Origin of the sequence: Paenibacillus ihbetae (assembly GCF_002741055.1) — a bacterium.
Lineage (GTDB): Bacteria > Bacillota > Bacilli > Paenibacillales > Paenibacillaceae > Paenibacillus_AQ > Paenibacillus_AQ ihbetae.
This window is the reverse complement of record NZ_CP016809.1, coordinates 4,448,133-4,473,556: the sequence shown is the minus strand read 5'-3', so window position 1 is coordinate 4,473,556 and position 25,424 is coordinate 4,448,133. Positions and strand designations below refer to the sequence as shown.

Sequence of the window (25,424 nt, the reverse complement as noted above, 5' to 3'; positions counted from 1 at the left end):
GACACAAATGGTCTGGCCGGAGCCTTCGGGTCGGCATTCAAGCTCATCGGCGGGTTCCCCGCTTCTTGGCCTGGAGGAGGCGATCCATGGAGGAGCCTCCTCCCGCAGCCGGCCCGGTTCCCTCGGGCCGGCGCTCTCCGCCCCCCGGTGCCTTCGGCGGCGGGGGCGGCGCGCTTCCGCGGCGCGCGCCCTCCCCTGCGGCCGGCTTCGCCTTCGCCGGCCGCTCTTCCCGCAGCGGGGCGGCCCCCCGCTGCGGAGCGCGTGCCTCCGGCTGGGCCTTGCGGCCCCCAGCCGGAGCCGCGCCGGGCGCCGGGGCGGGGTTCCCGCCCCCGGCGGATGCGCCTGCGCCGCTGCGCTGCTGCGCGGGCGGCGCCTTGGTCGGCGGCGATGCCTGGCCGCCGCCGTAAAAGGTGGCGGCGCGGGCTTTGCGCGCCGCCAGCCGCTCGAGGCCGGTGCGCTGCCCGGCCTCGCCGGCGGGAGCCGGCCGCCTGCGGAGCAGGGCGGCCAGGCGGGCGCCGATGGCGGCCCATGGCAGCGCCAGGCGCCGCACGGCGATGTCGGCGACCCAGAGCAGCAGGGCCGCAACCAGCAGCGGGTAGCTCCAGTCATGCAGCTGCGTCCGGGAAGTCGCCTTCCCGGCGAATACCTCGGCGGGATTATCCCAGGACAGCACGCGTCCGCCCGTAAGCTCTGCAAGACGGGTCAGTCCTTCCTCGCCCTCCCCGGACGAGATCCGGTATTCCGGCGAATAAGGGACGACAAAGCCCGTTCCCGGCGCTGCCGCTTTCGATCCGTCTCCGCTCGCATCCTCGAGCGAGAGGAGGAAGGCGCCCGGCTTCGTCACATCCACCAGCCCTGTATAGCGGCCCGGCGCTTCCTGGACCAGCTCTACCTTCTGCTCGCCGGCTTCTTCATCGCCTATGACCGCATTCAGCTTCTCCGGCGGATTCTCCCCGTCGGTCGTTACCTGCAGCTTTACCTGGTTTCCGGCCGTTACCGTCGTAACCTCATAAGGCGAGGAGGTAAACTGCGGGAACGTCCATTTCACGATCTCCGTCAGCGTATCCGCAAAGGCGTTCCAGGACACCCATTCCTTCGACCATTTCCCGTTCAAATCGCTCGTCCACGCCACGCTTCGGCCCGATCCGTACTGCCAGCGGGCAAGCACCGGATCCGGCTCGGGGCTGACCAGCACCGTCTGAGCCGTCGATTTCGGCGTTGCCGCCACATACCCGTACAGCCCCGGGACGCCCTCCTGAAACAAGCTTCCCCAGTCCCCCGCCTGCTGAAGCGCAGGGACGAACGGCTTATCGACAATATAGGACTTGGCCAGCATGACGGCTTCACGGCTGAATATCGCCGGCAGCGTCGTTTCGTCCTCCACGAAGTAGAAACGTCCCTTGGCGGCTTCCGCCAGGGTTTGCAGCAGGTTGACGTCCGCATCCATCCCCACCGCTACCGAGGACATCGTGATTTTATTCTTCACCATCGTATCGGTCAGATCCTGATACCCCGAATTGAAGGCCGACTGGCCGTCGGTCATCAGAATGATATGCCTGCGCTGCGATTTGATTTTCAGCATCTCATCCAAGGCGGACGAAACCGCCGGATAAATATTCGTGCCGCCGTTGCTCGGGATCGACTGGATGCTGCTGATGATCTCTTCCTTATTTTCCAGTGTCTGCGGGGGCACCACCCACCAAGGCGCATCGTCGAAAGCGACCACCCCGACCGTATCTTTCGGCCTGAGGAGCTCCACCGTACGCATCGCGGATTCCTTCGCAAGCTCGATCTTTTCCCCGCTCATGCTTCCCGAACGGTCAATGACCAGGATCAGCCCGAGCGATGGGATTTCCCGCTTGCCCTCCAGCTCCATGGACACAGGCAGCGCCTTCTCGATCGGCGTCTTGAAATATCCGCCCATCCCGAAGCTGTCCTCGCCGCCGGCCATCATGAACCCGATGCCGAAGCTGCGGACCGCCTGTTCGATCAGCTCCATTTGTTTGCCGCCGACACGGCTGCCTGAAACATTGTTGAAAATGATGCTGTCATAAGCGGCGTACTTGGCGGCATCGAGCGGCAGCAGCTCCGGCGGGATGACCTCGGTACCGATCATGCCGGATTCTAGAGCAGCCGTAATGTTGCCGGAGGTACCGGGGGCGCCCTCAACGATCAGCACCCTCGGCGCTCCGTCGACCCGGGTAAAATCATACGCGGCATTGTTGGCCGCTGATTCATCCCCGTCCATGAATATTTCGGCCCGGTACCGGTGAAGCCCCGGATTCTTGGCGAGTCCCTTGATCGCAAAACGGTTCTCCCCTGGCGATACTTCCACGCGCTCCCGGCCGATTTCCCGGTTGTCCTCATAAATGCGCAGCTCGCCGGCGGTTTTGAAGGTGCTGCGGATGAGCGCCTCCACATAAAAGGATTCCGCTTGGTAAAGCTTCTCCGGCACCTTCAGCTCCTCGACGGCGACATCCCGAATCTCTTGCTTCGGAGCCGGGAGGACATCCACCGCGATGCCGCGATCCTTCAGCAGCCTTGCGGCGGCCGTCATGCTTCCGACATTCTCTTCCCCGTCGGAGATCAGCACGATTCGGGAATCGCCGTTTCCGTCCAAAAGGCTTCCGGCAAGCTGCAAGCCCGACTCCAATCCCGTGAACCGCCCTTCGAGCAGCGCATTCAAAGACGCACCGGCCGACTCGTCCGCCGAGAGACGCCGCTCCACTGCGCCTTCGAGGCCCGTGGAGACGACCGCGGTTGTATCATCTTCCCCTTTCGCTGCCATGGACTCGCTGATCCAGCTTGTGATCCGTGACGAGTCTCCCATGCTGTCCGATCGGTCCGCCAAAAAGACGACCTGTTTATCCCGCAGCACGGTGAACCCGTGCAGGCCCGACAGCATGAAGACGAGCAGCAAAATGACCAAGGTTCTGAGACCCAGCGCCAGCTTCCGCCGAAAGCCGCTTAACCGGAAATCCGACCGGTATGCATAATACAGAAAGATCGCTGCCGGGATCAGCAGCAGCAGCAACCATGGATGACTAAATTGAACGCCCACGCTGGTACACCCCCCATTCTGCAGCGATCACGGCCAGCGCGAGTGCCGCGAGCCAAGGCATAAGCGAACCGGCCTGACTGGCCGCTCTGCGCTGCTCTGCAGCCGAAGCGCCGCTGCCTTGATCTTCTCCGCCGGACTCTGCGTCAGAGCCGGTCTGACTCACCGTCGGACCTTGCTCCGTGCTCCAGTCCGCTTCGTACGGATCGGCCGTCACCGCGAGCCAATACGACGTTGTCTCTCCCGCTTCGTTCCGCTGTTCAAACGCATACAGTCCCGGAACCTCCGGTACCGCCTGCACCGAGGAAATGCCGCTCTCGCTCCGCTGCACCTCCGCGGAGGCCGGGCCGTCCGCAAGGGCAAGCCCGCTCTTGGGTACCCACTTCGCGGATACCGTATCGGCCGCTACCGGAATATCCGCCTGCGCGCCGGCCATGAATCGGCCAAGCCCGGTCCCCGAGCCGGAAGTCATCCAATCCAGCGCATTGTTTACAAGCACCGGGAACTCCGGCGACAAGGGGAGGTCGCTGTCCTGCAGCAGGAACTGGAAGGACAGCCGCGGGCGGCCTTCGGCCACACCGGCGTATACAAGCGGCTGCTCCCCCAGCCGGATAACCGGCTCTCCCCAAGCCGGCTGCTGATCGATCAGCTTGCCGAAATAAACGCCGGACATGGTCAGATACGAAGTGAGCGGATGCCGGGCCAGGACAGGCCGCCCGCCCTCGCTCCCGACCTTCGGTCCATCTCCGCCGATAGTCCACAGCGGCGTTTGCCGGGCCAGTTCTGCCCATTTCCCCTGCGTGAAGCCCTCTGGAATGCTTCCGTCCATAACAAGCAGATCGAATTCGCCGTCCGGAACAGGTGGAATATCCGGTTCTGTACGGTCATTCTTGTTTTCTGCGCCTTGACCGCCTTCGTCCTGACCGCCTTCCCCTTGTTTTCCTGAAGCTTGGTCGCCTTGACCGCCGGCCGACCCATTCACGGCGATCCGGGTCACTTCCGCTCCGCTTAGCTGCAGCGCCTTCTCCAGAAACAGATTGCCTGAGGTTAACAGCAGCACCCTTGCGGAGCTGCGGCCGGTTCCGAAGGCAAATGATTCATTATCGGCCGCATAACCGTCCTCGGATGCCAGCTCGAGCCGGTACACCTCTGCAAACGGGAGATCGGAAAAAGACGCAGTCGCCTTTTTCTTGGGCTCAAGCTCAACGACTCTGCTCGCGAGCAGCTGGCTGTCTCCGTACAGATTTACCTCGACGGAGGAGGCCCCCTCCGCGTTCGAGCTGACCACCGCCACGCCCTCGTACGAGGATCCCGTCGCCCCCTTGGGAGAAACGCCGAACTGCTCGATCGATACGTTGTGTTTCGCCGCTCCCGGTATCGTCTCCACCGATACCGGCACCTCGAAAGCGATCGGGACCGAATCCTGCCGCCAGTGGCTGTCCGTGAATACGACAACCTCGGCGTCGGGCTCCTCCCTTGTCAATGCCGCTGCGAGCGAAAGTGTCTCCCGGTACGATGCCGTTCCGTAATAAGGATGCAGCTCTTCAATCGCTCGGTCGATCGCGCCACGCTCGCTTTCATGGGATACATGCGTTACAGGACTGGGTCCGGTCGACAGCAGCGTAATCTCGCTCCGTCTCCCGTGATCCCGGATGTACGCCTTCAAGCGCTCCTTCAGCTGCTCCATTCGGGAGGAGGCTTCCGCTTCCCCGCTGCCTTCTGGCTGCATCTGCGCGCTCATGCTGCCCGAGGTATCGGCAACGATAACGATATGGGCGCTGCCGCCGGACACCTGCATAAAGGGCTGCATCAGGGCGAAGACCATCAGCGCGGCAGCCAAAAGCTGCAGCCATAGCAGAAGCCGGTTCTGCAGCTTCTGCCATGGCCTGTTGGCCTCCAGGTTTTTAAGTACTCGCTCCCATAACAGGTGGCTGGGAACCGTTGTATCCACATATTTTCGTTTGAACATATACATCAGCATGATGGCCGGCAGCGTTAGACCGAACCACAGGCTCATCCATGATTGAATCCCCACAAACACGTTCCCTCCTTACTCCCATACCGCAATCTGGTTACGCGGCGCGGCCCGCGGGACAACTCACCTTGCTCGCACTCGCCACTGGTGGCATTTCATGGGCACAGCTTGCTAACTCGCACTCGCCACTGGCGGCACGCCATGGGCACAACTTGCTAACTCGCACTCGCAACCTTGTGGTATACCACTGGGCACACTCACCTTGCTCGGACTTGCCACTGGTGGCATTTCATGAGCACACCCTGCCTGCCCGCACTTGCTCCTGGCGGCGGTCCGCTTAGGACCCTATGCGTTACTCCCCGCGCGCACTATGCATAATTCAATGCCTGCCTGGATCGCTGTTGAGGCTTGCCCGAAACCTGCTGCCTCCTTACCATCGCCCCGACTGCCGCGGTCCGGCAAGCCGTTCCGGGAAAGTGCGGACGGTCCGTAGTTAAGACGGTGCTGCCCGCTCTGGCTCCACTGGTTGGATCCTAGGTCGATGCAGCAGATGCTAGCTTGAAACCACTCCCGCACCCGCCAGCACGCCAAACATGGCATCCCGCAGCGGCATATCGGCCGGAATGAGCACGTAGGTCATCCCGCGCTCCGCACATACGCCGGACAGCATATGACGGTAACGCTCGAGCTCGGCTTTGTACGCATCCAGCACCTTGCCCGTCAATGCGACTTCCTTCCCGTTCTTGGTCTCGCTGTCAATCAGGCGAAGATCGCCGGCCAGCTTGGGATCGAGCTCCTCCCGGGACAAAATATGGACCAGCACAACCTCCTGCCCGCTTCCGGCAAGCAGGGACAGCGCCCTGAGCAGCTCCTCCTCGCCGCCTTCGAGCCAAAAATCCGAAAACACCCAGGTCATGCCCGGATGCCTTGGAAGCGCACCGGGCTGTCCGAGGGCAGCGGCAAGGCTCCCTTCACCGCCGGTCTGCGCTCCCTGCAGGAATGAGAACAGGCGGTGCGCCGAGCCTTTGCCCCGCATCACGGGCAGACGGGCCGAGACGGTGCGGCTGTAACAGGCAATCTGAAGCCGATCGTAGGAGGAGAGCGCCATGTATCCGACGCTTGCCGCCAGCTGGCGGGCAAGCCGCCATTTCGGGCTGCCGTGGACCTCATGATCCTCCGCCCCTACCGGACGCTCCCCTTCCGCAGACGTTATCACCGCTCCCATCGATGCGGAGCAATCGACGAAGATGCTGACCGTCAGCTCCTGCTCATCCATGAACCGGCGGACAAACGCTTTACCGGTACGGGAATACACGCCCCAGTCGAACCGGCGCACATCGTCGCCGGGCGTATACAGACGATAGTCCGCAAATTCGAGAGAGGAGCCGAGACGGCGGGATCGCCGCTTCCCCTGCTGGGTTCCCGCCACCCGGCGCTTCGCGGACAGCGTCAGCCGCTCAAGCCGCGGAAGCCATTCCGGCGGAAGCAAGTGACCGGCGCCGCTCACGCGGAGGCCTCCAGCGCCTGAAGCACCTCTTGGATGACCTGATCGGTCGTTATTCCGATCGCCTGTCCCTCAAAATTGAGGAACAGCCTGTGGCGCAGCGCCGGCAGTGCGACAGCCCGGATATCCCCGGTGGATACATGCATCCGCCCGCTGCACAACGCCCGGACCTTGCTGACCGAGATGATGGACTGAATGCCGCGGGGACCGGAGCCGAATTGGACGTATTTTTGGACTGCCTCCGGTGCGGACGCCTCCTCGGGATGCGTCATCATGAGCAGCCGGACCGCATAATCCAATATTTCATCGGCGACCAGCACTTCCTTCGCCCCCCGCTGGATCTCCAGCAGGTCTTCGCCCGTCATTTGGCGCTCGACCTGGAACGTATGCGACGACGTTGTCCGCTTTACGATTTCCTTCAATTCGTCGGCGCTCGGATAAGACACTTCAATCTTCAGCAGGAACCGGTCCAGCTGCGCCTCCGGCAGGGGATAAGTTCCCTCGTTCTCGAGGGGGTTTTGGGTAGCGAGCACGAAGAAGGGGTTTGGCAAACGATGCGTTTCCCCGCCCACCGTCACCGTCTTCTCCTGCATCGCCTCGAGCAGGGCGGACTGTGTTTTCGGCGTCGCCCGGTTAATTTCATCTGCCAGCACGATGCTGCTGAAGAGGGGCCCCTTTTGAAAGGTCATCCCCGTGCTTCCATGCTGCCCGAACGACAGAATATTCGTGCCCGTAATGTCGCTCGGCATTAAGTCCGGCGTGAATTGGATCCGGGAAAACGAAAGGTCCAGCGCATCGGAGACGGTGCGGACGAGCATCGTTTTTCCAAGTCCCGGTATCCCCTCCAGAAGGGCGTGACCTCCGGCAAAGATACACCAGAGCATTTGCTCCACGACCTCCTGCTGTCCGACAATGACCTTGCCGATATGTTCCCTCAGCCCAGAAATGCTCTCCATCCATTCCTGGGGTCTCACTGCTATATCCGACATGGATTAAACCTCCGTCTTCTAAATAAATTCAACGTTCGCTGCAGATGGTCCTAGCCGCTAATGCCTCACGGATTCGGATTGATCTGGATGAAATATTCCTCCACCAACCCCTGCATTTGATCAGGGAGCTGATTCCGGTCTAGCGTGTTTCTGGCTTTGGTCTCATAATCCCGGTAGACTTCCTCGTACGGACGCGACGTGCCGGGGATGGTCGGCGATATGCCGCCTTTCTGGATATCGCCGCCGGAGCCGTTAAGCTCTCCCGAATCGTTCTGGACGTTGCCGCCGCCCTTGAAGTTTCGAGGAATCGTGACAAGCTCGCGCCCTCCGCTGCCGAGCCCGGCACCGCTTCCTACCCCGCTGCCCGAACCGGAGCCAGAGCCTGCTCCTGAACCGGAGCCGCTGCCGGACCCCTGACCGCTGCCAGAACCGGAACCGGAGCCACTGCCTGCGCCTTGGCCGCTCCCCGAGCCCTGCTGGTCCGAGCCCGCGCCGGAACCGGAGCCGCCGTTCTCACTCTGCTCTCCCGAGCTTTCCCCAAGGCCAGCCTGCGCCAGCGCCTCCGCGCTTCCGCCGTTTGCCCAGGCGTCGGATACCGACAAGCCTGCTGCCTTCATCTGATCCGCCATGGCCAATCCCTGTGAAGCGAGGGATGAGGCCAAAGCCGCTGCCGCTTCCGACTGGCTCTCGGAAGCAGCCTTTGCCAGCGCCGTTTCGGCCAGCTCTTCAGCCAGCTTCTGCAGCTCCTCTTCGAGCTCTTTCGGCAGCTTGCCTTCTTTTAGCGCCTCGGCCGCTTTGGACAGCGCCTTTTCCAGTTCTTCATTTCCCTGCTGCTTGGCCGCTTCCTCCGCAAGCTTTTTCAGGGCATCCGATAAACGGTCTTTCTCTTCCTGCGGCATTTTCTTGACTTGCTCGGATACCTTCTTCATCTCCTGCTTGACCTCTTCGGACTTTCCTTCTTCAAGCTTCTTGCCCGCTTCGGAAAGCGCCTTCTGCTGCTGCATTTGCTTGGCGAGCTCGGATAACGCCTTGGCCTTCTCCTCCTGCTGCTTCGCCAGCTTCTCCAGCTCCTCCATCGCCTTTTCAATCTTCTCCAGCGCCTGCTCGGGCTGCTTTTCTTTAGCCAGCGCTTGCCTCAGTTCGTCCAGCTTCTCTTTCAGCTTCTGCCGATCGACCGGGTCCAGCGTCTCCTTCTCCAGCTGCTCGGCGAGCTTTTCCGTTTTGGCCGCCTGCTCCTGAATCCAGTTCTTCTGTTCCTTGGCCGCCTCCACCTTCTTATCCATCGGGTTCGGAATCAGCGCCAGGACCACGACGGCAACCAGACCCACGGCGCAGATCAGCAGCTGACGGTTACGGCGAGGAGAGGGAAGACGCTCGGCCAATTGCTCCGTGAATCGCTTGCCGTAAGCTTCCGCCTGCTCCCGCTGCCAGCGGGCGGCCGCTGAATCTTCCTCCCGGAAGGACAAAGCGGTCACCATCATATCGCTTCGCTCGGCGCCCCCGGATGCCTGGTCCATGGCCGCCGCCGCGTCCGCAGCCGGAATCCGGCGAAGCCATCCCCAGAGAAGGCCGGCAAGGAGGCCGGCCGCCGGAATGGCAGCCGCCGCGATGTTCATCCACGATATCGGCACGAAACGCCCGATGATCAGCAGCAGCAGCGATAGAACAAAGCCTGCCGCGAGTCCGTACAGCGCATAAGCGATGACCCGGAAGCGCTGCAGCCGCCGGCGTGCCGCCTCGATTGCGCGCATGATGTTGTCCACTTGTTTCTCCTCCTTCAGATCCTTCAAATGCTTTCAGATCAGATCCGTTGCATAGCCTTCATTACACACCATTTTCGGACGGACGGTGATCCTGCGGAAGCTGTTCGGCAGGCTCCTCACCCTTTCTTCGCCGAGCGACAGGCCGGATGTTCCGAATGGCAATCCAGAGCGCCAGCACGATGACGACAGAGTAAACAATGACAAACTCGAGCCACAGCTCAATCGGCGCTTTGCTGTTCAGATTGCCGCCATAGAGCAGAAATGCCTCCTTCGAGAACGAAGAGTCGAACAGGCTCATCATCGCTCCGGCCGGATTCAAGCCCAGCAGATAGCCGACCCAGGAGTGGGAGCCCGCGGCAGGAGGCTGTCCTGTCACATACATATTCCGCTGCTCGATTCCCATGAAGAACAAATAGAGAAGACCCGTTACCAAGAAAATGATAAGTCCCACGCCATATGTCACGATGATGGCCACGATCGTCCGCTTGAACAGCGTCGAGAACATGACGCCGAGCGCGCCAAGCAGCAGCATCACGAACAGATAGAATAAAAACACCGATATCAGCTGCTTCGGCGATATGCCGCCATACAGAAACACAATGCTGTACACCGGCAGCGTCGCCAGCACGATCAGCGCCATGAAGCTGAGCGCGGACACCAGCTTGCTGAGCACGATCGTTGACGAGCTTTGCTGAGTCGTCAGCAGCATGCTAAGCGTCTGCTTCTCGCGCTCGCTGCTGATGACGCCGGCCGTCAATGCCGGGGCCATGAAGGCAATCAGCACCAGCTGGGCAAAACTCAGCACATAGAACATCATCTGGCTTACCTGCGGATCGAATCGCTGCGGTCCCCGGTTGCCCAAATACAGAAACAAATAAATGAAACCCATCGCAATCGTGCCGAGCGCCAGTATATAAAACAACACCGACAGCATGGAACGGGTCGAACGCATCCGCAGCCGGAATTCCTTGTCGATCACCGGATTGATCAATCTTCTGCTCCAATTCATTCGCGCGGGCCTCCTTTCGTAATTTCGAGAAATACGTCCTCCAGATTGCTCTGCGCTTCCTGGAACGAGACAATCGGGATTTCCCAGGAGATCACCTTCCGCAGAAGCTCGCTCTGCTGTACATCGTCGCCGCTGTAATGAACGTGAACCCCGGTGTTGTCCGTCAAGACGGACGTCACCAACGGCTCATCCCGCAGCTTTTCGGCCAGCTCCTCACCTCGCTCGAGCGTGCGGATATGGATGACTTTTTTAACCCGCAGACGGTTCTGGATATCGGATACCTTGCCCTGTGCCACCATTTCGCCGTGCTCAATGACGCCGATTTCATCCACCATTTCCGCCAGCTCCGGCAAAATATGCGACGAGATGATAATCGTCTTGCCCATCAGCTTCAATTCCTTCAGAATTTCCCGCATTTCGATTCGCGCCCGCGGGTCAAGCCCCGACGCCGGCTCATCCAGAATGAGGACCTCCGGATCATGCACAAGACAGCGGGCAAGGCATAATCGCTGCTTCATCCCCCGCGAGAGACTGTCTACGTACGTATCCGCCTTATCGGTCAGGTTCACCAGCTCCAGCAGCTGCGGAATGAGCTGCTCGCGCTCGGCACGGGGAATCCCGTAGCTCGCTCCGTAAAAATGCAAATACTCCGTAGCTTTCAGCTGATCATATACGCCGAAGAAATCCGGCATATAGCCGATTCGTTTGCGTACTTCCTTCGGATGCCGGGTAACGTCGTAGCCGCCTACCTTGGCGACACCGGAGGTTGGCAGCATCAGCGTTGCCAAAATCGACATCGTCGTCGATTTGCCTGCCCCGTTCGGTCCGACGAATCCGAATACGGTCCCCTTCTCAATGTAGAGACTGATATCCTTCAATGCATGGAATGTTCCGTATCGTTTGCTCAGATTCCGAATCTCGATCATGGCTTAACCTCCCCCTTTACAGACAGCTCCGGCATTTGGAAATTGGTTTGGTCGGCAGCATTCAGCATGAACCGGATGCGGTTGTTCAAAATATACCGTTCAGGGTTCTCCGTGACCTTCAGCTCATTTCCGGAACCATTGACCTGCTCCCACTCATTTTTCTGCGCATTCCAGATTTCCATCTTCACATTGTTGTTTGGCTTGATGCCCTTAATGGAGAATTCCGAATAGGCGACCTCCTGGTCGGAAATCAGCGGGAATTCAGCAATGAGGGAACCTTGCCCAAGCTCGATGCCGTTTCCATATGAACTGAAAATCGGTGCGTTCACCTGTGAAATTTCCGGTGCGAGGAAGCCGTAAGGAACGTTAATCGTCCCGCTTGTTCCCCATGTCATGGCCACCGGCTGCACCCAGAAATTGAGCTGGTCGCTGCTTACCTCTTGCTTCTTGAGCGAGTAATTCGTCAGGTGATCGGTGCTCCATCCGAGAACAAACGCTTTGTCCGTATTGACCGTTCGATTCGAATAAGCATAGTTGGATATAATGTCCCGCTGTCTATATTTATCATCGTTCTGCGAGTACGGGTACAGCATTCCGGCAATATCCCCGCCCATGAAGTTCAAAATCTGCTTCGGATCCTGAGGGATCTGGGCGGATCCTCCTTTCGGAATATCGCCAAGCTTATAGCCTTTGCCCCCGATCACCAGCACCACTTCAGTAAGATCGCCGGCCGTATTGTTTATGACCGTTCCGCTCAGCTGCCCCTTGGCATCCAGCTTCAAATCCGTCTCCATCCGTCCGAGCTCCTCCGGCCTCTCGGATTCGGCCCACACCTTGGCGAGCGACCACTGGGACATATCGCGCAGCTCCACCGTCGTCGAGTCCGGGTTCTTTCGGACAAAGCTCTTGCTCTCGTCCATTCCACCGCCGAAGGAGGAACGGGAGCCTGATGTTCTCAAATACATACCGCTCGGAAATTCCAGCTCATAATTGCCGCTGCGCGGGGTAAAGAACGCGGTGGCCGTCGTTTTAACCGCACTGCCTCGGCCATTCATCTCAATAATATTGATCGTATGCGCCAATTCCTTGGTCTTGTCTGCGGAACCGGCCATATACACCGCGCCGCTTGCGATGATCGCGATGACCGGGATCAGGAACCAGGCCCATTCCCGTTTGTCGAACTTTTTCAAGATAAAATAGAGCACCGGCGCCACGACGACGGCATAAATGATCAGCATCCACAGCAGCAGTGTAAACGAAGGCATCGATAAGGACGGGAAATAGTCCAGTACATAGTTCAGATTGTCGATCAACGGATTGTAGTACGTATTTTGCGATCCGACCGGCAAACTGCCTTGCAAGACGGATGTCCATACCACCGGATGACCGGCCCATGAGCTGACCGGCTCCATGGCGAGATCGTACGCGGCATACTGCACCTTGCCCTGTCCATAGTCGTGGGATGCAAACAACGGTTCATTTGCGGCTTGGGTACCGGTTTTCGCATCCTTTACCGGGGTGGCAGTTGAGATCGTAAAGTCCCCGTCCAGCTTCAACGGCTTGCCGCCAAGCTTCTCCAGCTCGGGCAGCTCATTGACTGCCGTCGTGCCGTCAGCCGTTACCGGCGCAATCTCGGCAAAAGGCGCTGCCGTCTTAGCGTATCCTGCTCCGCCTGCGAGAACGAGCGTGCCACCGCCGTTCACCCAGCCGACAATCGCTTGTCGCTGCGGCTCTGACAGCGTATCGGATGCAAAATTGTTGATAACCAGCACATCAAGCCCGCTCAGCAGCATGGCATCAACCGGGATGCTTGCCGCCTTCAACGGCAAAATGTTGATGCTCGTGCCCTTGCCGTTGAGCACATTCATGAAATTCATGGTGTCCGGATCATCCGACAGCACACCGATCAGGGCGCCGTTATAAGGATTCGCCTGCACGTAATTTTTTCCGGATGCAAATGGGATCGGCTTTCCCTTCTTATAAGACTCCTCATAGAACAAGATCTGGTTGTTATCTTTGTTAAGCATCGTACCCGGCAGCCCAAGGAGGACTTCCTTTGGCGTATCCTTCGGCAGCTCGACGTGCTGCACGTAGGAGGTGTGAAAGCCCGCGCCGTTCTGGCTCAGCACTTGTACGACGATATCGCCGGAGATGTCCTGATCGCTCGTAAGCGTCAGCTTGAGCGGGTTCCATTTATCAAACTTTACTTTACCTTCATAACCGACTTCGCTCTTGATCGAAATGCCGGGCCCGTCGGCAAAGGCCAGCTGCGCCGGCAGGGCCAAAGACAGCATGGCCGTGATCAGCAGCGCAGCAAGCGGCAGCATCATCCGCATTCTTCGTGTATAAAACGACAACTGATGATTCCCCTCTCCCTAATGTTTAGTGTTAATTGGATGTAATCCCCGTGTTCCCCTTAACCTCCAACTGCGAATATGCAGCACTCCGGAGCAGCCTAGAAGCAACCGATCTCGCGGTTCGAATATAATGACGAGTCCATATTGGAAAAAGTTTGACCTTTTTTCCCGTTACCGGGCACAAAAAATCGCGCTCCGCTCCACCCATACCATCAAACGATCCCATTTATGTAAAAAATCCCGCCCCAAAAAGGAGCGGGATCTTCAGTCAATCCATTGCAGCGTTAAAGTGTCGGGCTGCTCCATTGTAGTACTGTTGGGACTATATGGATGACTTCGCTAACCTGAGTTTGTTTTGTACGTTTAGTTAAATACAACCGTCTTGTTGTTATGCACCAGAATCCGATCCTCGACATGCCATTTCACGGCTCTTGCCAGCACAACGCGTTCAATCGTACGGCCGATGCGTTTGAGCTCGTTAACGTCGTCGCGATGGCTCACCCGCTGAACGTCCTGCTCGATGATCGGACCGCCGTCAAGCTCTTCGGTTACATAGTGGGCAGTGGCACCGATAATTTTGACACCCCGGTTATAGGCCTGGGCATAAGGCTTGCCGCCGACAAATGCAGGCAGGAAGGAATGATGGATGTTGATGATCCGGTTGCGGTAATGCTCGATGAACATCGGCGAAATGATCTGCATGTAGCGCGCCAAAATGATGACGTCGATATCGTCGCCGATCGTCTCCAGCTGCCGCTTCTCGGCCTCCTGCTTCGTCTCCGGCGTAACCGGAATATGGTGGTACGGAATACCGAAGGATTCCACATACTCCCTCATATCCGGGTGATTGCTGACGACCAGGGCGATATCGGCATCGAGGTCTCCCGCCTGCCATTGCCAGAGAAGCTCTACGAGGCAGTGGTCCTCTTTGGAAACGAATATCGCAAGGCGCTTTTTGCGCGCGGCATGGTAAATTTTCCATTCCATCCTGAATTGGTCCGCAATCGGGCGGAACGATTCCTCCAGCTGCGGCAGCTTGGCCGTAAGATCCTCCAGGTCAAACTCGACGCGGATAAAGAACATGCCGCCGTCAGGATCCATGGTGTACTGGTCCGACTGCACGATGTTCGCGCCATGCTGATACAAAAACTGGGAGACCGCCGCTACAATCCCTGGTCCGTCCGGGCAGGAGATGAGCATGCGGGCTCGGTTAGGATATTGATCCGCCGGGGATGGCCGGTCTTTCTTGATGTGAATTTCCATAAGTCTTGGTGATCCTCCTCTATATCTAATACATCATTATAAAATAAGGGTAATACAACTGCATTCGGTTGATACATGCTCTTTTTTATGAGAAATGCATCATTGCTATCGTTAGTACATTCTCATTCTTACTGGAAATGGCGCGATCGCTTCCGTTAGTGCATTCTCATTTTTACGGAGATGCTTGATCGCTTCCGTTAGTGCATTCTTGTTCTTACGGGGAATGCTTGATCGCTTCCGTTAGTGCAATCTTATTCTGATGCTTCAATACCATCTCTCACTTACAGAAGTGCATCGTCGCACCATGCCATCTATCACTTAAAGAGATGCGCAACCTTCGGCATACGTGGAATTCATATTATAATTCCCGGATTCATTATCTCCGTACGCTAATACATCCGTGAGGTCCGGAAGCTCTTCCAGCGGAGGCTGTGTGTTATCCACTGTGTTGGCGCTCCCGGACGCAACGGATGTTAGTGTTAAGCCTGGCTCCCGTACATGCCGGAAGCAGCACTGCTGCTTTCTGACATTCCGGTTTCAAGCGATGGAATTAAGCCGTAAGGGAAGCACCGGACAAGTAGGCGATCAGCCGCTGGTTGACCTGCTCTTCCGAAAGCTCAGGGAACAGCTCGGCGGACATCACCATATCGTATAAGCGTTCCATCGGCTCGCGAGGGTCGGCTTTCTTGGCCTTAGCATCGTTTTTCAACAGATTCCATGTATCCAGTACGAACGAACGGGATTCAATGCCTTCCTTCGCGAAAAATTCATGCAGCTGTTCGACCTGCTGAATGAACGCTTGTCCAAAGCGTTGCTCCACATCACCGCGCAGCAGCGCGATTTCGATCTCATACATAGGACGCTGTGTCTTCGGATCTTTCCCGATCCACGGCGTCTCAAGGATGAACGGACGGCCTTGGAGCTTCTCATGATGGACGATCCGGTGAATCGCATCGTATCCGATCCAGCCTGTTCCGATCGGAGTATGGCGGTCTTTGGCCGCGCCGCGCGGGTTTTTACTGTCGTTAATATGAACGACCGTCAACCGGTCGAGACCAATCACTTGATCAAACTTCTCCAGGACACCGTCCAGATCATCGACGATATCATAGCCTGCATCGTGAATGTGGCATGTATCCAGGCAGATCGCCAGCCGGTCGTTATATTTTACCTTATCGATAATGGAAGCAATCTCCTCGAAGGAGCGCCCCATCTCAGTGCCTTTGCCGGCCATCGTTTCCAAAGCGATATGCACTTCCGTCTCATCGGTACCGCCAAGAACCTCATTCAGGCCTTCGGCGATCCGGTCAATGCCGTATTCCGCATCCTTATCAGTGTATGCCCCTGGGTGAAGCACGATATTCTTCACGCCGACGGCATGGGTACGCCGGATTTCCTCTTGAAGGAAGCTCACCGCAAGCTCATACGTATTCGGCTTGTACGAGCCGAGATTGATAATATAAGGCGCATGCACCACAATCTCCTCAATCCCGCATTCCTGCATGGCCAGCTTGCCTTCCTCGATAAACATCGATTCAATCGGCTTGCGCCGTGTATTTTGCGGAGCGCCGGTATATATCATGAACGAGCTGGAGCCGTAAGATTTAGCCTCTGTCGCTGCAGTCAGCAGCCCCTTGTCCGAGAAGGACACATGGGACCCGATTTTCAACATAAAACTTCCCCCTTTGTGACACACAATTACACCTATTTTAGCTTGTATATCGAAATAAATAAAGAAATGCGTTATAATTCTCATGAAACTGTCATGTGACAAAAATCGTTCGAGGTGATATACAAGATGAAGAGCACAGGGGCCGTCTTGGGGTATTTGTCGTCCAGCGCGCCGCCGTCATGGTTCATGAATACCATCGCGTTCTGGGGATGGGTCATGCTCGGACTGATGGGCATCGGTGGATTTTTCATGTTCCGCAAGTTCCTGAAGGTGCTGCCGAAGGCCGACGGCAAGTCCAAGCTGGATTGGCAAAATTACTGGGTGGAACGGAGCCGCCCGCTGTGGACGGATGAATCCAAGGCCTTTTTGGACGAGCTGGTTCAACCGGTTCCCGGTCCATTCCGCGATATCGCCAAGCACTCGATTGCAGCCGAGATCGGCAAGATCGCCGTCGAATCCGGCGCAACCGAAGTTACCCGCGACCACTGCATTAAAGGCTACATCGTAGCCACGCCGAAGCGGGACTACAAATTCTTGATGAATTTCCTCCAGAAGAAAAATATCGATTATACACCGTATCAGCATCTCATTAATAAGTAACGCATAAGAAAAAAACGGCTCGGGCATCCATCCTCGATGAATGCGCTCGAGCCGTTTTGATGTTAGACGGTATTTTCAAATGGATTCTCTCATGCTTTTTAGATTGCTGTGTACCCGAAATAAATTCAAAGTTGGCCCGTTTTATTAAAGACATCCCTTACATTCACTTAGGCCTGTCGTTTGATTGACTTTTTAATTCCATTCCTCTTGTAAAAAATACAACACCAAGGGCAGCAAATGTAACGTAATTGCTTATTCTTGCTATAACTGCCTCATCATCCTCATCATTAATCCAATACAACAGCGCAAACGGCGAAACGAACAATAATATCTTCATAGCTAGCATAAAAACATAGCGGACTTTTTCTTTTCGCGGATTCCCTTCTGCTGCAGCTATCGTCAGGGCAACCTTCGAAGAGTCATAGATGGTTATAAATAATGCGATGATACTTGTGTATGCTGTAATTTTTACGCCAATTTCAATCCACGGAATAAAGGATACGATTGCAATACCTATATAGATTCCAGCAGCCAAATAAAATAAGTTGATCTTGATCTTTCTGCGCAAAATTCCCGTTCCTCTCATGATGGTCCTTTTTAAAAGCGAATAGGTGTATTTTACCATAATTACGAAGAAATCAAAGATCATAAATCCGCAGCGTTAGCGAGGATGAAATTTAGTGACGGAATGGTGTTCCCCCAAGTGTCTAAGCAATCTAATTTCTTAGTGCTGATTTTGTACGCATGAGTTAAAAAACTTTTACGATTAAAACATATATTATTTTCACCAATATTAGACCATCGATTTCACCTGTTTGCCCTATTTATATGACCCGTTTATGAACAATGCTCCTATCGCAACAAAAATCCAGCTCTTATCTATAAAAAACATCCATTCTTGGGACACTCTTCATATATAAATCATCGTTATGAACAATAATATCAAGCAGCCTCTCGTCTTAAGTTCATTCTCATTTTAACTAACAATGAAATTCAAACATAACCTGCTTAGCCATACAAATACACCACCTAAACGAGTTCATACTACAATTTCATTATTAATTAAATAACAAATTACAATCTAAACGATGAACAGCAAAAAATTTTAATTTGTTGTATTCAATCAGAGACAAAAAATAGAACAATCCAAAATGAACTTGGAATATCTATTGGATATTTTTTAAATTTATGGAAGCGCCATCAAAAATATTATGAAGAAAAGTTTAGTATCAGAGCTAATAATTTAAGCATGAGGTTGATGAAACCAATTCATGACTATGGTCTCTTATGCTCATTTGAAAGATTGCCAACTATAGAGTATAACCGCTCAAACACGACGCTCGCGTTATTTTTTATCTTATATTTATGCCGGTCAACCAGCAGTTCTCCTTTCTCATTGATCTCTAATGTATAATCATCCAATGAACCATTTTTATCATAGAAAATATAAAGACTCATGTATCTCGTATCATTCTTAATATTCTTACTTCCATTGGAATGAGTAAATTTAACTTGATCAAAAATGTCAATTATTTCACTAATCTTCTCAGGATCAGAAACATCTAAGTCTATTGGAGTAATTCCTTCTTTGTCAATGTAATTGGATATATATACTTTTTCTATTTTATTCTTATATTTTATTATAGTATCAGCTGATAACGGAACATTATGATAGGTTATTAATAATCCAGCTATAATAAGTAAGACAATAGTAGTTAAAATAAATATCTTTTTCATGCACACCTCTCATATAAAGAGAGAACTGATGGATTGACTCAGTTCCCTCAAAGTTTATTCTCTAAGTAAAAATATTAATCTATGGCACTTTTAAAGACCAAGCCATAATATTCATGTTGAGTAATCAATTCATTCCAATAATTGAGGCTCCCCTTTTGCTCATAGGCTTTTTGATCAAGCCATTGGTAATTTTCCCCTTTGTAAGTAGCAGTTTCAGTTTTACTTGTAATTTTTCCTGAAACAATTTTATCTGAGTGAACTTCGTAATTAGGAACCCAATCACTAATTGCACCTAATTTATAATCTGTAGATGGAAACATAACACTAGTATATTTACGATATTTATTTACCTCAGAAACAAATACTTTAATCTTGTCTTTCGTGTCTCCACCAATTGCCGGATCTTGACCAAACATACTCACAAATGAATAAGATATTCCAACTGCAGGTACTTTCTTAAATTGATTTAACCCTTCTCCTACAAGTACTTGGATGAGTTGACTAAAAACTTTTTTATACTCTGCCTGCGCTTGATCCTTAGAATTCCATTTTCTTTCCCCTGTTAATGAAGAGTAATTCTGAATGTGTAATACCTCATCTTTATATTTGAGGGATCCTTTCCCTGTATAGTATACAGTCGGTAAATACCCGTAAGGAGTAACTGAGTTACTGTTTGCTTCGAATGTTTGGAGATTCTCAACAAGCGCTGGAGAATATACATTGATGGAGAAATCATCATTACTCGCATTTTCAATAACTTTATTAATATCATCTTTAATATAATCTGAAATACGATTATCTTGTTGAATGCTATTCAAATTTCGAGGATCAACTTCTTTTTTTCCTACAAGCTGATATTGATTATTAGCTGTTTCAATTAGATAATTTGTAACATCGTTGTTTTCACTATGTAGCTCGTAAATAGCATCATTTTGTTTATAAATGCTGTAAGCCTTCTCACTATTTTTGTTGAAATTTAAGGTGTTATTACTTTCAACAAATACGCCATGTCCTTTATACACTACAGTTTTGACGCTATCGTCATTTTCATACGTATCGGCTGAAGCTACTAAACCAAAGGAAGTGAACATAATACTAAACGCCAACAATCCAGTAAATATTTTCCTTTTCCTCATTTAACAAACCTCTCCTTTTAAATTTTTTATTCACTCAAGTACTTCTATTTTTTCCATAGCATCCCTCCACAGTTCAATAATACCTTTAAAATACAAATATATCCAGCCATTTTATGGTAAATAAGGTTTTTTAACTCATAGTAGTGGCCTTTGTGAAATTTAGTTAAAATTTTTTAGTATACTTACCAACTATTTTATAAATCCATGGAAGTCTATTTTGTAAATCAACTTTCATCCATTTTTTAATAATCTTCGATCATTAAAATCAATTTACCAGAGTTTAACCAAGCATAATCAGTACTAGTTGATTCTCTAAGGTCGTCCCATGCTTCATCAAACTTTTAAAGCCAAAAAGCGACGCAGAAGAAACTGACAACCTAATGCCCAATTTTCTCTTCTTACGTCGCAAGATTAAGAAGCGTACCGTTAAAGTCCGTTATAATAATGAAGAATCTGCTATTTAAAATTAGTTATATAATTTTTAGCTTCAAAATCTAACCACCATGCAACAAATAGTGGTTTGGGAGTCCTTATTTTTGCTCAAGTGATATCAAGGTAATCATTAACTTCTACAATCCTCCAACCGAACCTTTCTATATCTTGAATATTTTGAATCGAAAGATTTTCTTCATGCATCGCCACGCCTACAAAATAACGCGGTCGGCTTAAAGCAACATAAGCCAGTTTTAATGAATCTTTTACAAGCGATTCTTCAACCAATTCAGGCTGGTATGTACCTGTGAGAAAGCTGATAATTTTCTGCATGTCTGAGACCCCATCTCTTACTGATTCTAATAGAAGAGTGGCGAAATGGGTCTCACCTTTAACACCATGTATGGTGTTTAATTCGACAGCCAATCCTACAGGAATAGTGTTAGTTGCCGTTTCAGTGGGTTCAGTTCGGGTATTCTTTTGAAGAATCTTTACTAAGCGGGGCCTCAAATCATGAATTTTTGTAACGTCGATATCGTCATTATTGTCTTTATTCAAAGTAGTTGTAATCAATTCTCTGTATTTAACCTCTAGGTCAACTAAGATCATTGATTCATCAGTTTCTTCACTTATAGCTTTTATCCACCTAGCCCAAAGCGCTTTTATTTCAATATAGTTTGATGGATATTTATCTCTTAAGAATTGAGAGATATTCTTCAGGTACTCACTTCGTCCGTTCTCTTCTCTTCGATCGTTCTTTCTTAATGCGTACACTAATGATTGATGACATTCATGTAGGCAAGCCTGCATTTCTGACAGTAATGGCTTGCTAATTTTTGAGCGTTGATATGTTTTTGAATACCCTTCGAGCGAATCATGATGATGACAGACAGCCGCTATCTTTCCCTTGATTTGGACAGTTTCGAGAGAAGCAGCCTTAAAATCAGATACAATTCGAGAATAAACACTCAATAATTGCTCTTTGTTCTCATCATTATATATAAAAAAGTGCGGAACGGCCGAACTGATCGTGTTATTCGCTTCTAAACGGCTATATTCCTCGATACATGTGGTTCTAAGAATTCTGGCTATGTTTTCTCCAAAGCGATTACTAAAATTAATTTGTAGACTCTCTTCGAGATCTGGCTTCCAGGCATCATCTTTACCATAGAGACTATAGAGTGCTTGATAAGAATCCCCAAACCACTGCACAATAGTTTCATTGTTATTTTCGATCAACATGCTGAGATTCTCGTATTGCTCAATGCTGGTGTCCTGCGCTTCATCTATAAAGAAGTATTGAAATCGATTTTGAAATGCTTTTTGAATAGCCGCTTTATGGTTTCGGATATACCAATTAGCAAGCGCCACAGTATCGGAATGCCTTATAAATCCTTTGCAAAACATGTCCTGAATCGTATTTAGAACAGGAGCGCTATAATCCTTACCTTCTCTCTTGGAAATAATATGGAGCTGGTTATTTTCATCAATGTGTATATCTGTTTTATCAACAGCATTAACGGGAGTTGGGTAAGTCCAATACCCTGGTTTGTTATACTCAAAGAATCTTTCGAAATATTTCTTATACTCTTCATTATCTAGTAAATAAAAAGCATCTTTCTTCGTATAAAAACCATACGCTTTCATAGAAAAAAAAGTATTAAAAAACTCATGAATGGTGCCTACGAAGTGAGGGTACATAATATTACTTATCCCTAATTTTTCAAGACTACTGACTATCTCTTCAACGGCGACGTTTGTGTGAGTAATTACACAGATCCCTTTTCTCGAGCCTTCTTTTTTAATTTTATCTAAGAGCAAAGCAATCTTAGCAATCAATACAGTAGTCTTCCCACTTCCCGGACAAGCCATGATGTTCGTTGAATGAGTCGAATTTATTACCGCGATTTGTTCTGGTTGAAATTGCCGGCTGCCGCCAAGCAGCAAGGATTCTATACTTCCTCGATTTGCATTATTAATTAGCATCGCTCGGCGCTCCTCCAGTTACATGGTATATGGCATCTCTTAAATAGCTCAATGTTCCATCATTCAATAAACTTATTCTTGTTACTTCTGAATTCTTTTGCAAAATTACCGCTAAGTATTGAGCTGCAGTTGCTTTTGATACGTTCTTCTTGAGCAATGGTCTGTAAATCTGATATGCTCTTGCTTCCGGAGGGAGCTCTTCGAGTAATTGTTTATATGCTTTAAATTTTTCTTCTCGTTCAGTGGAACTTAAATTTTTATGTTGAATGGTATGAATAGCTTCCGCCAACATCATTCCTAAGCCACTTAATGCAATTTCATACTCTAAAGTCCAGTTTTTCGCATAGTTAAGACCTATATTCCCTTGCAAAGAACCATAGGTGTCAGTGAGGCTTTTAGCTTTATGCGTTCTTAAAGATTCAATTGTTTCTGCAGAAAGCGGCTCCCTAATCAGTTCAATAATTCTTGCAAATGCGGATCCACCGACTTTAACATAGCTCTGAATTTCTTCTTTAAAGCTAGACTGCGTGCCGAATGCTTGGTTCAACAAATGATTGATCTGTTCTGTTTCTATCCCCATTTCATCAGCGACTTGATCAATGTTATCCTCGTTTAAAATATAGATATCTCGCAGGGCAGGAGATTCATCACTTTTGCTCTTCTTATCTAAATAATATGCTAATGGCCGCACATCAAGATCCGTCACTATAGAAACTGGCATCATCAGATTCGCCTCAGGATATTTTTCCAACCAAGCTTCTGATCTGGAATAAATTTTCACATATCTTTTAAATGCCGTATTACCAATATTGACGATGGATACTCCGAATTTATGTAATGGCCGACCCATTAGATTGGCAATTGTCGGTAGGAGGAGATTTTCAGCATCTCCTTCTACAAAGATAACACCCTTCGCAAAAAAGAGATTCGATTTTGTTGCATCCAAGAAACGTTCAAGAAATTCGTAATCTTCTGGATCAAACGCAGTATATTCCGGCCCCATGGGGTAGGCAACTCCATCGTACAGCAGAATGATATGCTTTAATTGGGTTGACGCTGCAAGGGTAGGACTATGAGTACTCAAAATGAACTGACTTCCCACGTTTCCGGATTCATCATCTACTTTGTCTTGCAAATACTTAATAAGACGTAGTTGAGCTTGGGGATGAAGATGGGCTTCTATTTCCTCGATTAAAGTCAAGTTGGGGCCGATGGCCAAATCGTCATCGTGGAGCAGTAACTCGGCAGCGATAAAAAGTAAGTTTAAGCTGCCTAATCCGGAGGGTACTTCTTCAAGAAGCAAGCTTAGTTTCCTTAGAATTTCATTCAATTTCACTGACGTGATTTTGAACTTAGATTTAGTCTCAGGTTCGTCCCCGACAGGCGTGTTGAAAAATTCCGACAAGTATTGTTTGAGTTGTAGCTGGATCGTCTTTTTTTGGTCTTCACCGTAAGGCTTGAGAAAAAACGCTTCCACCTGTTTATTGGCTTCTTCGAAAGTCAGCTCCAACTCATGCTTTGTTGAACGATCTTTATTAATAAAAGCAGGGTGGCTTTTAAGAATTTGCGCCAATCGTGAGCGAATTCCTGGCTGGAGTTCAATTTCAGCATTTCGCAAAGGTTTCAGGTAAGTTGTACGAAGAATTTCTCTAGCCAATCCCTCAAGCCGGGAAGAGGAGATCTCCGGACCTGCTTTTATGTATTTATCGATCCGTTCAGCTACTCGAGCTTCTGCTGCTTGCTTTTTGGCGATTAATCTTACCTGCAGCTCATAGTTACCGTTAATATCGAAAGACAGCCATTCAAAAAAAACCCCCGCTTCTTCATCGGTTAGCCCTGCTAGGATGCATTCGATTTTCAATTCGGTCGAACTTACTCCGTCTTTAGAGACAAAAAAATCTTCATCCGTAATCCATAGACTATCATCACTCGTTGTACCCAAAGTAAGCTTGATTGCATCAATTATTGCCGTTTTACCGGAGTCATTTTCTCCAATCAGCAGGTTAAAAGTCGGATGGAAATGTACAGTTGTACCAGGCAAATTATTATCAACACCACTAATCCCATATTTCCTAAAGTTCCAGATTCTCAGTTCTTTCAAATACATGTTGACCCCTCAATTTCTATATATTTTATACACATAGATAATTATTTAATATGATGACAGGATCACTTCTGCCATGATGTACACGAGTTCTAACTTTTCTCCGTCTTTATCCGTATGGCAATCCCCTTTTTCCGCGCATTTTCAACAGCCACTGTTGCCATCCTTTTAAGTTTAAAGGTAAACTAGCACGACTTATCTAGTCCGCAGCGCATTCGCCATTCTCCGTTAACTTCTCAAGCCTTTTAATCTCCGCCTTGGATAACCCGATCACAGCCGGAAGCCGGATTCTGCTCGCAAAAGGCTCAATTAATATAGCGTGACTCCCCCCCTCATCCTCAACAATGCCATAGGTTGTATGTACTAATTCAACAAAATCTGACAATATCCTCCTACTTCCCCAGCTGGTCATTCTTCTGCCGAGGACGTTGTACAGTTTTTGGCTTGAAAACCAACTTGTATCAAGCTGACATATAAAGAAACTTACTTTTCAAAAAGATCTTTATTTTGCCCTCCGCGAAACACCCTAACAGCTTTTGGCCTATAACGAATTTCTTACTCCATCCTGCAAAAGCACGCCACTAATCCCGTCGTCCTCCGGCTATACATCCTAATAACGATCCGAAAAGTCTGACCTCAGAACAGATAACGTTTCGCTACTCGGCGGTACACTCTCTATTGGAGCAGATAGTACATAGGCATACGTATCACGTTGTTGAGCAAACTGACTTTACCAGCAATTTGTATCTGCATAGAAACTATAAAAGGATTTAATACATTGCCTAATGAATACATTCATGCAAGTAGATTGCCTAGATATAAACAAACAGCACATGCCAAATTAACTCGGCACGTGCTGTTTATTTGTCCCCTTGGCTTTATTTTCGTGTCTTACTGATTTTGTGCAATGAGA

At 50.9% G+C, this 25,424-nt stretch carries 16 protein-coding genes; 1 reads left to right on the top strand and 15 read right to left on the bottom strand.

All coding sequences use genetic code 11. The annotated features are described in order from the left end of the window. Positions 1-43: 43 nt before the first annotated feature. The 10 genes from BBD41_RS20035 to BBD41_RS19990 form a co-directional block, all read right to left on the bottom strand. Positions 44-3,061 carry a VWA domain-containing protein gene (locus tag BBD41_RS20035; RefSeq protein ID WP_099478541.1) on the bottom strand — a complete coding sequence of 1,006 codons (3,018 nt, stop codon included), beginning with the start codon at positions 3,059-3,061 and terminating at the stop codon, positions 44-46. Then, on the bottom strand, positions 3,045-5,093 hold the full coding sequence (locus BBD41_RS20030) for a vWA domain-containing protein (RefSeq protein ID WP_099478540.1): 2,049 nt from the start codon (positions 5,091-5,093) through the stop codon (positions 3,045-3,047). The genes BBD41_RS20035 and BBD41_RS20030 overlap by 17 nt, the downstream gene beginning before the upstream one ends. Positions 5,094-5,586: 493 nt before the next feature. Next, entirely contained in the window at positions 5,587-6,540 is a 954-nt protein-coding gene (locus tag BBD41_RS20025) for a DUF58 domain-containing protein (protein WP_099478539.1), read from the bottom strand. Then, a complete protein-coding gene (locus BBD41_RS20020) occupies positions 6,537-7,526 on the bottom strand; it encodes an AAA family ATPase (protein WP_077567936.1) in 990 nt (329 codons plus the stop codon). Before BBD41_RS20020 ends, BBD41_RS20025 begins: the two co-directional genes overlap by 4 nt. A 65-nt stretch (positions 7,527-7,591) precedes the next feature. After that, entirely contained in the window at positions 7,592-9,289 is a 1,698-nt protein-coding gene (locus tag BBD41_RS20015) for a phage tail tape measure protein (protein ID WP_077567937.1), read from the bottom strand. Positions 9,290-9,350: 61 nt separating this feature from the next. Continuing rightward, positions 9,351-10,298, bottom strand: a complete 948-nt coding sequence (locus tag BBD41_RS20010; RefSeq protein WP_077567938.1) for an ABC transporter permease — start codon at positions 10,296-10,298, stop codon at positions 9,351-9,353. Then, positions 10,295-11,224, bottom strand: a complete 930-nt coding sequence (locus tag BBD41_RS20005) for an ABC transporter ATP-binding protein (RefSeq protein ID WP_077567939.1) — start codon at positions 11,222-11,224, stop codon at positions 10,295-10,297. Before BBD41_RS20005 ends, BBD41_RS20010 begins: the two co-directional genes overlap by 4 nt. Then, on the bottom strand, positions 11,221-13,581 hold the full coding sequence (locus tag BBD41_RS20000) for a DUF7408 domain-containing protein (RefSeq protein WP_099478538.1): 2,361 nt from the start codon (positions 13,579-13,581) through the stop codon (positions 11,221-11,223). Before BBD41_RS20000 ends, BBD41_RS20005 begins: the two co-directional genes overlap by 4 nt. A 363-nt stretch (positions 13,582-13,944) precedes the next feature. After that, entirely contained in the window at positions 13,945-14,844 is a 900-nt protein-coding gene (gene purU / locus BBD41_RS19995; RefSeq protein WP_099478537.1) for a formyltetrahydrofolate deformylase, read from the bottom strand. Between the two features lie 550 nt (positions 14,845-15,394). Continuing rightward, on the bottom strand, positions 15,395-16,516 hold the full coding sequence (locus BBD41_RS19990; RefSeq protein WP_007132415.1) for a deoxyribonuclease IV: 1,122 nt from the start codon (positions 16,514-16,516) through the stop codon (positions 15,395-15,397). Between the two features lie 126 nt (positions 16,517-16,642). On the opposite strand from BBD41_RS19990, the gene BBD41_RS19985 reads away from it, so the two are divergent. Then, positions 16,643-17,116 carry a DUF2621 domain-containing protein gene (locus tag BBD41_RS19985; protein ID WP_007132414.1) on the top strand — a complete coding sequence of 158 codons (474 nt, stop codon included), beginning with the start codon at positions 16,643-16,645 and terminating at the stop codon, positions 17,114-17,116. 163 nt (positions 17,117-17,279) lie between these two features. Here BBD41_RS19985 and BBD41_RS19980 read toward each other — a convergent pair whose 3' ends face one another. From BBD41_RS19980 to BBD41_RS19960, 5 genes are all read right to left on the bottom strand, one after another. Continuing rightward, the gene (locus BBD41_RS19980; RefSeq protein WP_099478536.1) at positions 17,280-17,702 is read right to left on the bottom strand and encodes a hypothetical protein; all 423 of its coding nucleotides are present in this window, start codon (positions 17,700-17,702) and stop codon (positions 17,280-17,282) included. A 689-nt stretch (positions 17,703-18,391) separates the two neighbouring features. Continuing rightward, positions 18,392-18,853, bottom strand: a complete 462-nt coding sequence (locus BBD41_RS19975) for a hypothetical protein (protein WP_099478535.1) — start codon at positions 18,851-18,853, stop codon at positions 18,392-18,394. A 74-nt stretch (positions 18,854-18,927) separates the two neighbouring features. Beyond that, on the bottom strand, positions 18,928-19,989 hold the full coding sequence (locus BBD41_RS19970; protein ID WP_099478534.1) for a hypothetical protein: 1,062 nt from the start codon (positions 19,987-19,989) through the stop codon (positions 18,928-18,930). 540 nt (positions 19,990-20,529) lie between these two features. Next, on the bottom strand, positions 20,530-22,407 hold the full coding sequence (locus BBD41_RS19965) for a UvrD-helicase domain-containing protein (protein WP_099478533.1): 1,878 nt from the start codon (positions 22,405-22,407) through the stop codon (positions 20,530-20,532). Then, positions 22,397-24,508, bottom strand: coding sequence for an ATP-dependent nuclease (locus BBD41_RS19960; protein ID WP_157929322.1), 2,112 nt, complete (start codon positions 24,506-24,508; stop codon positions 22,397-22,399). The genes BBD41_RS19965 and BBD41_RS19960 overlap by 11 nt, the downstream gene beginning before the upstream one ends. Positions 24,509-25,424: the final 916 nt, after the last annotated feature.

What these genes read in the sequence shown, in the direction of transcription:
- BBD41_RS20020 (WP_077567936.1), bottom strand. Translation starts at nt 7,526, where the DNA reads ATGTCGGATATAGCAGTGAGACCCCAGGAATGGATGGAGAGCATTTCT.
- BBD41_RS20010 (WP_077567938.1), bottom strand. Translation starts at nt 10,298, where the DNA reads ATGAATTGGAGCAGAAGATTGATCAATCCGGTGATCGACAAGGAATTC.
- BBD41_RS20005 (WP_077567939.1), bottom strand. Translation starts at nt 11,224, where the DNA reads ATGATCGAGATTCGGAATCTGAGCAAACGATACGGAACATTCCATGCA.
- purU (WP_099478537.1), bottom strand. Translation starts at nt 14,844, where the DNA reads ATGGAAATTCACATCAAGAAAGACCGGCCATCCCCGGCGGATCAATAT.
- BBD41_RS19990 (WP_007132415.1), bottom strand. Translation starts at nt 16,516, where the DNA reads ATGTTGAAAATCGGGTCCCATGTGTCCTTCTCGGACAAGGGGCTGCTG.
- BBD41_RS19985 (WP_007132414.1), top strand. Translation starts at nt 16,643, where the DNA reads ATGAAGAGCACAGGGGCCGTCTTGGGGTATTTGTCGTCCAGCGCGCCG.
- BBD41_RS19980 (WP_099478536.1), bottom strand. Translation starts at nt 17,702, where the DNA reads ATGAGAGGAACGGGAATTTTGCGCAGAAAGATCAAGATCAACTTATTT.
- BBD41_RS19975 (WP_099478535.1), bottom strand. Translation starts at nt 18,853, where the DNA reads ATGAAAAAGATATTTATTTTAACTACTATTGTCTTACTTATTATAGCT.
- BBD41_RS19970 (WP_099478534.1), bottom strand. Translation starts at nt 19,989, where the DNA reads ATGAGGAAAAGGAAAATATTTACTGGATTGTTGGCGTTTAGTATTATG.
- BBD41_RS19965 (WP_099478533.1), bottom strand. Translation starts at nt 22,407, where the DNA reads ATGCTAATTAATAATGCAAATCGAGGAAGTATAGAATCCTTGCTGCTT.